The organism is Intestinimonas timonensis, assembly GCF_900626145.1.
Taxonomy (GTDB): Bacteria; Bacillota; Clostridia; order Oscillospirales; family Oscillospiraceae; genus Intestinimonas; species Intestinimonas aquisgranensis.
Window position 1 is genome coordinate 110,179 of the sequence record NZ_LR130816.1, and the last position, 11,785, is coordinate 121,963.

Genomic DNA, 11,785 nt, shown 5'->3' on the forward strand with positions numbered 1-11,785 from the left:
TCACTTGAACAGTTTCTTCACACGCTCCGATACCGAAAGCTCCAGTTCCATAAACTTTGCTTCCAGCTCTTCGCTTGGCATCGGCTGCTGATACTTATAGAAATAGCGGGTAAAGGGAATCTCCGCACCGGTTTTCACAACAGGCTTCTTAGCCCCCAGATTCTCCTCAAAGAACCACTGTGCATCCGGAATATGGGGTAGCACCTCGCGGGCCATGTAGTCCTCAATGCTCTCGTCCCACTTTACGATCTCGGTGTCCTTGGTTTCCTTGTCGTAGAGCACATTACCCTTACGGTCACGCTGAATTTCAGCGGACTTATCCATAGTGGAAAGGCCGTCGGCGATCTTCTCCAGCAGTTTCTTATCTGCAGTCACATTTGCTAGCACCTTGGCAAGCACCGGCATGAATGCCGCAGGAGAAAGATAAACCTGAGCAGATATCGCATCACTCAGGGTGGCGACAATGGTTTCATAGACCGGCTGGTTGTTCTGATAAGCCTCCAGCTTTTTCCGCTCTTTCCCGGTAAGTTCCTCGGCGTTTTCCAGTTCATCTACCTTTGCCTGGTCATACAGAGAGGACAAAGAACCCTTGGAGAGCATGGCCTCAATGCGTTCGGCGGTAATGGCATAGCTGCGCTGGAGCGGCTGCATCACCACATACTCCCGGTAGATAAACTCCTGGTTGGGATAGATCTTGCAGTATTCGTTTTCGGAAAAGTCGGCATACATCTTTGTGATGGCCGTACGATCTTCAGGTGTAATCTCATTTTTCTTATCGCCCAGGGCTTTCCGCAACTTCTTGAAGAAACTGGACGCATCGATCAGTTGAATTTTCCCTTTACGCTCCGGACGCTTATTTTTGGAAAGTACCCATATATAGGTAGCAATACCCGTGTTGTAGAAAAGGTCTACAGGAAGTGCGATGATTGCTTCGATCAAGTCGTTTTCCAACATCCAGCGGCGGATCTGGCTCTCACCGGAAGCTGTGCCGCCGGAAAACAGCGGGCTGCCGTTTTCGATAATGGCAGCACGGCCAAAGTTGTCATCCATTTTGTCGATTGCTGATTGCAGGAACAGCATCTGCATATCGCCGGAACCGGGCAGTCCAGCACCCCAGCGGCCGTCAAAGCCCTTCTTGTATTCTTCCTGAACAGCAGTCTCTACACCTTCCGCCGCATCCTTGCCGCCCCAAGGAGTGCCAAAGGGAGGATTTTCAATCACGAACCGCATCTTGGTGCCCTCAAAGCGGTCGGCCTTCATGGTGTCCTGATAGCAGATGTTTTCTGCATTCTGGCCTTTGATCAACATTTCCGCCAGGCAGATGGCGTAAGATTCGGGGTTAATCTCCTGACCAAAAAGTCGTACATCGGCGGTAGGATTATACCTCTTGATAAAATTGTAGCTGGTGGAAAGCATGCCGCCCGTTCCACAGGCCTGATCCAATACAGTGATGACCTTGCCGTCATCAAAAATATCATCGCAACCTTCCGCCAACAGGATATTGACCATAAGTTTGATAATGTCTCTGCCGGTATAGTGATCGCCAGCTTCTGCATTTTCTGAGAACTTTCGGATTAACTCCTCAAAAATGTAGCCCATCTTCACATTATCAATGGTACGAGGATTCAGATCCAGCTCGGAGAACGCCTTGACCACAGAGAGCAGGCGGTTGTTTTTATCCATCTTATCGATTTGCTTATCAAAGTCCAGGCTACGGATGATGTCCTGGATGTTTGCAGAAAAGCCTTGGATATAAGCCTTGAAGTTAGCCGCCAGGTGGTCAGAGTCGTTGACCAATTCCGCCAAGTCATACTCACTGGTGTTGTAGAACTGGAAACCGGACAGGCGATACATCGCCTTTGCCGGATAGTTCGGATTTGCCTTGAACATTTCCACGACCTTAGCCTTGGTGGGTGCCAAAGCACACTCAAAGCGACGGATGATGACCATCGGAATGATGACATCCTTATACTTATCGCTCTGGTATGTACCACGCAGTTTATTTGCGATGGACCAAATGAAGTTTACTTCAGTAGAAACATCAATGGGCGAGTCATCCCACATTGCATCAATGATATGTTTGTCTGCCATTCCACGTACCTCGTTTTTCATTATAGTAGTACCATGCTACCTCTACTACATTATAATTCTTGCTGTCCTATAATCAGGATTTTATTTGTTTACCGGTCATCATGTTAAAGTGCTGGCTTTGTCCCAAAGCATCAAAAATCATCTCAAAAACTCGTTTATAGGCTTCCACATCCTCGCAGTCCTCAACATAGTTCAGACCGTCGCTGATACCGTTTGGATTATTGATGTAAGCCAACAAAGAAGATGCTAAGTGATAATTGGTCATATCCGGCTTTTCACCTTCGACCTGGCGTATAAACTTAGTCCGGTTTTCCGCTTTCTCTAGTACAATTTCTCGGAGATCACTTCCTTCGTAACCGCAGAGCTGGAGAAAGTAGTATTCGAGAATGCGCCTCATCACATTCAGAGCAGGAATCGTAGACTTAATGTCTCGAAGCTCGTCCCACAACGCGGCATAAGAGTTCTGAACCGGATTGTAGTTTTCTTCTTCAGTCGGTACCTCCTTACTCTGCCGCTTGCAGAGTTTAACGGTGGAAATGTTGTCGTTCTTTCGGATCATGTAGAACGACGTACAATTATAATAGCCGACCTGTTGATAAGTGACTTCACGATGGAAATACACATTATGAGTCAGGATGAACAGCTGCTTGATGTAGTCACCTGGGACCTTCTGATTCAGATACTCAGTATTGTTTCGACAAACATTGATCATTTCACGAACAATGGCACTGACGAGGAACAAGGCTGTACTATCCATGCTAGATACCGGATCATCGATGACGACAATCTTTTCTTTCAGTTCCTCACTGGTCATACTGCCACGTACCTGATGATAGAAGTACAGGAATGCGATGAAGTTCCGCTCGCCCTCACTCAGGTTTTCAGCAATGGAACCGTCCTCACGGATAACCTCGTACACATTCTCAACGCCTTCTTTGGCACGGATGCTAAAGCCTTGGAATCCAGAATCCTTCAGAATCTTATTGATGCTGTCAATAGCGGCCTCGGTGTTTGCATTGTGTTTATTGAGGTCGGAGATTTCTTTTGTCAAATCTCCAATTTCCTTTTTAAGATTCTTCCCGCGCTCGGTTACAACTTCAATTTCTTTCTGTAGGCGAGCAACCTCATCATGATAGCTCTTAACATCATCAGCAAGTACAGATGCAAGGTACTGCATAATCTCCGTTTTGCACTTAGTTTTGCTAGACCTCTTGGCAGAAATGACATCATTATTGGCCTTGATGATCTTGTTGATGTCATCAATCAGAGCGCCAATCTCAAGCAGGAGCGTATCGGTATCTTCAAGGGAAACTTTCTTTGAAGGCTCCTTAACTTTCTCTGCAATACGCTGGCGATTAATCTCAAAATTACTTTCCAGCAAGGCAATCTTTTCCTGATAGGCCTTTAGATCAATTGTAGGCATGACTTCGTTGGTGTTTGCCTGGAGAACCCGGAGGATCTCAGCGGTTTCTCTCGCGTATATTGCTTGGAACTGACCGAGGTCACGGACGTCCTGCTGGTACTGAGCATCAAAGGTGGCGGCAATTTCGTCTTCAAAGTTTGCCGGTAGCTTCTGCTGGCAGTAAGGACATTTCCCACCGGCAGCACCAGCATAATGGGTATGACCGTCACGGACCCAGTCGGATGCTGTGTCACCAAGAGCCTTCATGAATTTTGCAAAAGGCGTATCACTGCTACTGACAATCATCCTGTCGAGCAGGTCTTTTCCGGGAAGACTGCCGTAGGTGGTGGCAGCCGCTTTCTTAAACTCCGAATAAGCTCTGGCCGAATCATCAAAAGCTACATCGTAAAGACGCTCCAGTTCCGCCAAATCGTGATCGATGGGGTTAGCTTCTTTAATAATGGCCTCGGCAAAATTCTTCTTTTGCTTCTTGCCATCCATGCACTTATCAAAGCGTTTTCGGATTGTTGCTGTCTTAGTAAAGCAGGTGTCTTGAAACTGTGTAAGTGCAGATTCAAGACCCTCAGTTTTCTTTTTGTATTCATCAAGAGCTGCTAAACGTGCCTCAGATTTCTGCCTTTTCTCATCTGAAAGTTTATCAACTTTCTCTTTAGCTTCGATGTCTTCCTCCCCAAAGATAAAAACACCCTTGAGATCGCCGTAATTTGCAAAGTTGTTGTTAATAAAGTTCTGGTTATAAACGAGTACATCAAAATCAGCAGCTGATTTTCCGTCACCCCACACAACACCATCGTCTTCTTCTATGGCATAGGCAATAGAAGACTTTCCAGCCCCATTATTTCCATAAAAGAAGTTGACGAATGTAAGCTCATTAATGGGAACATTTGAAAAAGTTGCTCTATTGAGCGTAATCTTTGTAATTGCCGAAGGCACCTTACTTTGCATTCATTTCACCATCCTATCTCTCATTTTGATGTTCAGTCCTGAATTTTTCCTTTGCGCACCCATTCATCAACTTCAGAGATTTTGAATTTATATCGTTTGCCAGCCCGGTAAACCGGGAGTTTTCCTTCTTTGATCCATGTACGGACTGTATCCTGGCTGATACTGAGATGCTCAGCGACATCTTCCAGATTAACCCACTTCTCAACCTGCATTTCTTCATATTCGCGACTCATCGTATGACCTCCATTTTATGCGTAACCATGAGCTTAGAGTTTAAATACTCTGTATCCGGCCTTTTCTAAAACCTCCACCAGATTGACTCGCTTAATCGCCCAATGCGTCCGGCTAAGTTCATTATAAGCCTTTGCGCCTCCAATGCAGAGATCCGCAGCGAGGTCTATCAAAACCTGTTGAGGTAATGTATTCAGTTTAGTGAAATATATTTTGATTCCGTTATCCTGCACCTTTATATCTGTTACATAACCGTAATAGGCCATGTGGTCAGGATCAGTCTTTGTAAAATAATGATTCTCGCTACAAAACAGTGCGGGAAAAGTCTTGACGATCTCAATTGCTTCCGGAGTGAGCGCAGCGCACTGTGCTTTCATCTCATCCGATGTACTTTCTGTCAAGGCTCGATTCTTTGGAACCATAAATGTTGCACCGTCATATTGCTCAGTTCCAAGGACAAAGAAATTAAAACAGTCATAGTTGAATGTGACACCTTGTCCAATGACAGTCCCGCCGGCTGGTTGAGTTCCCTGCATAATGAGCACAGTCTGATTCGTTGTAGCATCATAATGTTGAACATACGCAATCTGTGTACTCTCATTTCCATACTGATTCAGATTTGCCTGAATTGGTTGCTGCGGTTCGTTGATTTGGGGGAGGCTTTGTCCCATCTTTGCAATCTGGGTGTCATCACTCATTTCATCAGTCCTCCTGCTTTTTGCTCCTGTAGTAATTCTCAATGTGACCTATCTGAGTCCCGTTGTTGCCATACTGATAGAAATTAAATACGAAGGGATTATTCACGGTCTGTTGAACCGGCTCAGCCTGCACATCTTCAGTGATGACCGTTTCAACTGGCTTGGAATCTGTTTCTGATTTCTCTACATCGTCTGCATAAAAGATCGTCAGATTATCAAGAATTCCCTCACCAATGTGAGCAGTGAATTTTCTCTGACCTCTACCAGCAGATGGACACCACATATCGTAGGTTTTCTTGCCTATGCCGTTATTCTTTCGATTTACAACTACATAATGCCAAACGCCAAGTAAGAATGACGGGAGGCACACTTCTTTAAGGTCGCCAAGTGCGGCCTTTTTCTTTTTTTCACCATTTGGCTCAATATAGAACTCGTCACTGGCTTTGATACTTTGATCTTGCTGAATCAGGTCGACAAGGGCCCGAACTAGATTGATATCCTTATGGATCGTCTTGTTCACATCGAGGAAGTCATTAACAAATTTGATCATTCCGTTTAGGGATGTTTGATAGTCGGTCTTCACGGTCATATCGAAAGCGGTTACAACCTGATCATCATCAAATGGAAAATAGGTGCTGGTCGAAGTTTCGCATCTCTTATAGTTGTTCACTATAGCCCTGAGTTTTTCCTTACCAGGATTTGTATAGGCGGGATTAATTACCTTAATGAGGCCTACCAGAACTTCTGGGTCAGATAGGCCGTCACTGTCGCCCTTGTAATGTTCTCTCGCATTCATTCGTTGCCGGAGGGCTTGCAGCACCAATGTGAAAAAGGTACCTCCACACAAGCAAGGATATTCGTTTGTCGTCACAGGTTGTTCCTCCAATTGACAGTTACTTAACATCAAAATGCAGTGGCAGTTTAGGATATACAACCCATAACAACCCCCACTAAAACACATTATATCTTAAAAAACTGAAATTACAATCCCAGCAATGAACTCGCTATGGCGAGAATATAATGGCTCTTTGCATTGCTGACCTTATAAACCCTATCAACTATGGAAGATGACCTTACAAACGATTGGATATTGTATGTCCAACAAGGTCGAGGCCTAGATTTCTAAAAAGTTTTCTAATCCGGACATGGCCTGTCCGCTTTAACCTGTATGATTCGGCCATGGAGGTGAAAGGGGGTGAGAGTGTGAGAATCAACGACCGGCAGCAGCAAATCATCTGCCTGCTAAGCCAGCGGCGGAGCGATACCGTTCAGAATCTGGCGGCGGAACTCGGCGTCTGCGAACGGACCATCCGCCGTGACATTGAAGAGCTCACACTCAACTACCCCCTTGAGACAGTCCGGGGCCGATATGGAGGCGGGGTCAGGATGGCCAACTGGTACTCCCAGGACCGGCCTAAACTATCCCCCAAGCAGACGGCCCTACTTAAGCGACTAGCAGTTGGACTGCATGGCGAGGACCTGGACGAAATGAACCAGATCCTGGCCCGTTTCGCTTCCTGAAGGAGCGCCCACCGCTCCACGGCACCTTGAAAAGTTCATACCAGCAGTACGGATCACCACCGAAACAGTCGAGCGTCATGCAGCGCGCGCCATGACACCCACGGCAATGCCTTGGGCCGAGCGAGAACGCCACCTGCATGGGGCGCTATGGTATGCGCTTTTGCAATGACGCTGTTTGGGTACATAATGAGACACCTTGCTTGGCCTGCGCGTAAGACAGGCGGCGCTGCCCTGGAGTTGAAAGCAGTAGAGACTCCAGGTAAAAGCCCGTGCGGCTTCTTGCCGGAAGCCGGTCCGTACTGTTCCCCACCGTCGGGGGGCGAGCTGCAAATACGACGATAATGAAAAAGAAAAATAACTCACTTAATTCAAGGAGATTTTACAAATGATTAGTTATCATAACAGGCAGGTCGCACATCATGAGATCGACCATATCTTTCAGGACCTCTTCCCAAGCCATGGCATGACGGCCCGGCTTAGCCAAATTGAGTTGAGCCACAAGATGCTGGATGCCATGATCCACAGCAAGATTGCTTTAAGTGACGCGGGAACGGGGATTGGCAAGACCTACGCCTATCTGGTGTCCAGTGTTTCTTTTTCCCGAGCGTTGAACCGGGAGAACATCCCATCCCAGCCTATTCTCATCTCCACCTCCAGCATTGCTCTGCAAACGGCGGTAAGGGAGGAATACATCCCGTTTCTTTCCTCGGTTCTTATGGAGGACAAGATGATCCAGACTCCCATCCGGGCGGTCATTCGAAAAGGAAAAAGCCACTATGTCTGTGATGAACGCCTGATGCGCCGCCTGCGGCAGGTAGACCTGGAGCGAAAAAATCCGCTAGCAGCTCAGGCACTCCTCTCCCTGCGGGATCATTTGGACGCAGACCAAGCCCCCCATCTTAGCCAATATGATCGAAATCGGGTATGTGTCCCCACGATTTGCGATTGCCGCCGGGACAGCTGCCGGTACCTCTGCTATATGGAAGCTTGCAACTCTGACCGCTATCTGTTTCAGATCTGCAACCATAATCTGCTGCTGGCCGATGCCATCCACCGGGGCAGCGGCCGCCGGCCTATCCTGCCGGATGCCTGCACTTGGGTCATCGATGAGGCACACAAGCTGCCTGAGACAGCCCGGCAGATGTTTGGCGTAACGCTGGCCGCAAAGGACATCCGGACCCTGATCCGCACCCTGCGGGCAGAGCGGTATCTGCTAGCATCGGAATCCCTGGCCGAGATGGCAGCGGCGCTCCTGGATCTCATGTCCATGCCCCCTGATGGCGACCGCCCTTTCTCGGACTATGTCCAACACATGATTGGACCGGCCCGGACCTTGGTGACCATCCAGAAACAGATCGGCAAAGTGCTGACACCGACCACCCGAAAGGAATTGGATCGGATATCTTCCACAGTTCACCTGTTTCTGGAGGAACGCTCCGACCTGGTATTCTACACTATGGAGGATGACGATGGCGGCACATTGCTGTGCGCTTCCATCTCCGACCTGACTGCCCAGCTCCATGCAACACTCTGGACTCAGCCCCAGCCTATCCTCATCACCTCCGGTACCCTGGCGATCGGCAAGGATTTTTCTCGTTTCAAAGAGGAGGCCGGTCTTACCCGCAATCCAAGAACAGAGGAGTCCGTTTCGCCCTCTCCGTATGATTACCGGAAGAACTGCCTGCTCTATGTTCCCGCCATGCCGCCCAGGCACCACGATGCAGATTACTTTGACAAGCTGGCCAGTGAGATCCGGGATCTGCTGATCGCTGCCCATGGTCACGCATTGGTGCTTTTCACCTCCTATGCCGCCATGTCGGCGGTGAAGGAACGTCTGAAATACCAGCCCCTACCGTTCTCCCTGTTTACCATGGGGCGCAATGCCCCCCATACCATGGCTCAGTTTAAGGCAACTCCCGGAAGTGTGCTGCTTGCCACCGGCGCTGCCTGGGAGGGCTTTGACTTTCCCGGAGACTGCGTCTCTTTGTTGGTCATCCCAAGACTGCCTTTCCAGTATCCGGACGCTCTGCAAGAAAAAAAGCGTGAGGTATATCCAGACCTTCGCTCTTTCATCCGGGCCGTGGCTGTACCAGAGATGCAGATCAAACTCAAGCAGGGTTTCGGTCGAGCCATCCGCTTGGAGACTGACACCTGTGCGATTGCCATTTTGGATGAACGAGCTGCCAAGGGCAGCCGTTACTTCCAGGATGTTCAATCCGCTCTGCCGGAAATGCCTATCACCAGCAGTATCTATGCGGTAGAACGGTTTATCCAGCGAGTCAAGGATGAGAGCTACTTTGAGGAGGCTGCGTGATGGAGATCCGAAACGAACTGCGTTACCTGTTATCGGTGGGTCTATGGGAACGGATGGCTGCAGACGGCCTGCTGACCAAAGAAGAACTGGCCAGAGCCAAACGGCTGTCCGCAGAACGATACCGGCCCGGAACTGTTTGGGAATAGTGCTGGCTATTCCCGCAGGGGTATGGTATGGTTTCGTTACCGAAAAAGATGAAAGAAGGCGAATGAGAAATGGCTGAAGTACAAGTAATCCCACCCAAGGCAGCGAGACCAGACACCCTGCGGGTAGCAGCCTATTGTCGGGTCAGCTCCGACTCTGCGGACCAGCTCCATTCCTATGCCGCCCAGATCCGGGCCTATACGCAGGCGATCAACGCCCACGATGGCTGGGATCTGGTGGACATCTACGCGGACGAGGGTCTGACCGGCACGCGGATGGATAAGCGTGAGGACTTCAACCGCCTGATGGCAGACTGCCGGAAGGGCAAGATCGATAAGATCGTGGTCAAGTCCATCTCTCGATTTGCCCGAAATACCCGTGACTGTCTCGCCACCCTGCGGGAACTTTCCGCGCTGGGTGTGACCGTGAAATTTGAAAAAGAGAATATCGACACTGGAACGCTCACCTCAGAACTGATGGTGAGCGTTTCCGCTTCTCTAGCCCAGGAGGAATCCATCTCCATCTCTAAAAACCAACGTATGAGCTATCAGCGCCGCATGGAGCGCGGGGAGTTTATTACCTGCTCCGCACCATTTGGATACCAAATCGTTGATGGTAAGAATCTCGCAATCGTAGAGGACCAGGCAGAGATCGTAAAGTGGATCTTTGCAGCCTATCTAAAAGGATATAGCTCCGAGTGGATCGCCCGGGAGTTAAGTGAGAATGGGCCTGCCCCCCTTCATGGTGGACAAAAATGGCATCAGCAGACCATTCGAAAGATCTTAACAAACGAGAAATACATTGGGGATGCCCTCTGTCAGAAAACCTACACAACCAACACATTTCCATATCGCAGGAAAGACAACCATGGCGAAGCGGACCAATATTATGTAGAACATACCCACCCTGCCATCATCAGCTATGAGGACTTTCAAAAAGTTCAGGAACTGCTGAAACGGCGGGCAGAGCGACAGTCGATTCGACATGATCAGACTCCGCTTGCTCGGAAGATCATCTGTGGACAGTGTGGGGCGCTATACCTGCGGAGAATTTCGAAAGCTGGATATGTTACCTGGGTATGCCGCAGGCATGACAGAAAGGCTGCCGACTGTCCCAATGGAAGGATCAGGGAGGGCAGCATCCATACGGCATTCCTTCGGATGTACCACAAGCTGAGAACCCATGACGGCATCGTGCTGGCACCTGTGCTGAAACAAATGGAGGCCTTGTCAGATGCCCTACATCGCGGCAACCCGGCCATGCTGGCGGTCAACACAGCCATCGCCGCGGCATCCGAGCAGAGTTACCACCTCACCAAGCTGCACACGGCAGGTCTCCTGGACAAGGCTGCCTTATCTACAAAGCAAGCTGAACTCAACGCTAAGCTGACAGAACTGCGCCGGGAGAGGCGAAAACTGCTTTGCAATGAGGATATTGATGAACAGGTGGATGCACTTCGCCTAACGATCGATACCATCCGAAATGGTCCAGAGACTCTGTCCAGCTTTGACGAAGCCCTGTTCACCAAGCTGGTGGAACGAATCGTTGTAGATGCTCAGGGCACCATCCGCTTTCAACTATATGGCGGGTTTGAATTCCAAGAAACACTGGAGGCGTAGGCCATGGCAAATCGGAAAATATTGTATGGCTACCAGATCATACATGGCGATCTGGTCATCCAGGAGGAGGAACGCCTCACTGTTCAAAATGTATTTACCACCTATCTGGCCGGGTTATCCTATCGGGCACTGGCAGACCGAATGAATGCGGACAACATCCCTTTCTCTCAGGAATCGCCACTGTGGAACAAGCATAAAATCAAGCGAATGCTGGAAAATCCTCGTTATGCCGGGGAAAATGGATACCCATCCATCATTGACCAAGATACCTTCCAGCAAGTACAGAATAAGATCGCGGAAAAGACCAGTGGGAAGCTTCCTCGCCGGATGGAATCGGATGGCTTATGGGCAAAGCTGCGAAGCGGATGCTGTCAGACTCGCCTGCTCCGAACCGGAGGGCCAATCGGGCATACCGGAAACGTCCATCTGAAATGTTCTGCCTGCAGAAACACATTTGTTGTCGGGAAGGAGGAACTGCTTGCGCAGACGGCACGGCAGCTTGCGGCACATGAAACGCCCGTATGTAAGCCATACGTGCCCTCTGCGGAGGCCGTTCGCCTGGCCAACGCTATTAACCGGGCGTTGGAACAGCCAGGAGACGGTAAGGAGGCTCTATCCCACATCCTGCAAGGGGCAGCTGCCCGGTATGCCTGCTGTGATGATGGTGTGGATATGGCTGTAAGCCAAACGCAGCCCGACCAAATCGACTGGGAGCGCTTCGAACGAACGGTTTCCCATATCATAATCGGAACAGATAACGCAATTACCGTACACTTCTAATTAGGAACAGAAAGGACAG

The 11,785-nt window shown here is 49.3% G+C and carries 10 protein-coding genes; 5 read left to right on the forward strand and 5 right to left on the reverse strand.

Annotated elements, in window-relative coordinates:
- The 5 genes from E0E29_RS00560 to E0E29_RS00580 form a co-directional block, all read right to left on the reverse strand.
- On the reverse strand, positions 1–2,091 hold the full coding sequence (locus E0E29_RS00560) for a type I restriction-modification system subunit M (protein WP_130848165.1): 2,091 nt from the start codon (positions 2,089–2,091) through the stop codon (positions 1–3).
- Between the two features lie 73 nt (positions 2,092–2,164).
- On the reverse strand, positions 2,165–4,459 hold the full coding sequence (locus E0E29_RS00565) for an AAA family ATPase (RefSeq protein WP_130848166.1): 2,295 nt from the start codon (positions 4,457–4,459) through the stop codon (positions 2,165–2,167).
- Between the two features lie 32 nt (positions 4,460–4,491).
- Positions 4,492–4,692: a helix-turn-helix domain-containing protein gene (locus E0E29_RS00570; protein ID WP_130848167.1), complete on the reverse strand. Its 201-nt coding sequence runs from the start codon at positions 4,690–4,692 to the stop codon at positions 4,492–4,494.
- Positions 4,693–4,725: 33 nt separating this feature from the next.
- The gene (locus E0E29_RS00575) at positions 4,726–5,388 is read right to left on the reverse strand and encodes a hypothetical protein (RefSeq protein WP_130848168.1); all 663 of its coding nucleotides are present in this window, start codon (positions 5,386–5,388) and stop codon (positions 4,726–4,728) included.
- Between the two features lie 4 nt (positions 5,389–5,392).
- Positions 5,393–6,259, reverse strand: a complete 867-nt coding sequence (locus E0E29_RS00580) for a hypothetical protein (protein WP_130848169.1) — start codon at positions 6,257–6,259, stop codon at positions 5,393–5,395.
- Positions 6,260–6,591: 332 nt separating this feature from the next.
- Between E0E29_RS00580 and E0E29_RS00585 the strand changes: the two genes are divergently transcribed.
- The 5 genes from E0E29_RS00585 (at position 6,592) to E0E29_RS00600 (ending at position 11,766) form a co-directional block, all read left to right on the forward strand.
- Complete coding sequence (locus tag E0E29_RS00585; protein WP_278045138.1) at positions 6,592–6,909, forward strand: helix-turn-helix transcriptional regulator; 318 nt, start codon at positions 6,592–6,594, stop codon at positions 6,907–6,909.
- A 385-nt stretch (positions 6,910–7,294) separates the two neighbouring features.
- On the forward strand, positions 7,295–9,223 hold the full coding sequence (locus tag E0E29_RS00590; RefSeq protein ID WP_130848171.1) for an ATP-dependent DNA helicase: 1,929 nt from the start codon (positions 7,295–7,297) through the stop codon (positions 9,221–9,223).
- Complete coding sequence (locus E0E29_RS17940; RefSeq protein ID WP_006574319.1) at positions 9,223–9,369, forward strand: SHOCT domain-containing protein; 147 nt, start codon at positions 9,223–9,225, stop codon at positions 9,367–9,369. The genes E0E29_RS00590 and E0E29_RS17940 overlap by 1 nt, the downstream gene beginning before the upstream one ends.
- A gap of 69 nt (positions 9,370–9,438) precedes the next feature.
- Positions 9,439–10,986 (forward strand): recombinase family protein, encoded by a 1,548-nt coding sequence (locus tag E0E29_RS00595; protein ID WP_130848172.1) that lies wholly within the window; start codon positions 9,439–9,441, stop codon positions 10,984–10,986.
- A gap of 3 nt (positions 10,987–10,989) precedes the next feature.
- Positions 10,990–11,766, forward strand: coding sequence for a recombinase family protein (locus E0E29_RS00600; protein ID WP_130848173.1), 777 nt, complete (start codon positions 10,990–10,992; stop codon positions 11,764–11,766).
- Positions 11,767–11,785: the final 19 nt, after the last annotated feature.

Coding starts and splice junctions, on each gene's coding strand:
- E0E29_RS00595 (WP_130848172.1), top strand. CDS start 9,439: ATGGCTGAAGTACAAGTAATCCCACCCAAGGCAGCGAGACCAGACACC.
- E0E29_RS00575 (WP_130848168.1), bottom strand. CDS start 5,388: ATGAGTGATGACACCCAGATTGCAAAGATGGGACAAAGCCTCCCCCAA.
- E0E29_RS00590 (WP_130848171.1), top strand. CDS start 7,295: ATGATTAGTTATCATAACAGGCAGGTCGCACATCATGAGATCGACCAT.
- E0E29_RS00600 (WP_130848173.1), top strand. CDS start 10,990: ATGGCAAATCGGAAAATATTGTATGGCTACCAGATCATACATGGCGAT.
- E0E29_RS00560 (WP_130848165.1), bottom strand. CDS start 2,091: ATGGCAGACAAACATATCATTGATGCAATGTGGGATGACTCGCCCATT.
- E0E29_RS17940 (WP_006574319.1), top strand. CDS start 9,223: ATGGAGATCCGAAACGAACTGCGTTACCTGTTATCGGTGGGTCTATGG.
- E0E29_RS00570 (WP_130848167.1), bottom strand. CDS start 4,692: ATGAGTCGCGAATATGAAGAAATGCAGGTTGAGAAGTGGGTTAATCTG.
- E0E29_RS00565 (WP_130848166.1), bottom strand. CDS start 4,459: ATGCAAAGTAAGGTGCCTTCGGCAATTACAAAGATTACGCTCAATAGA.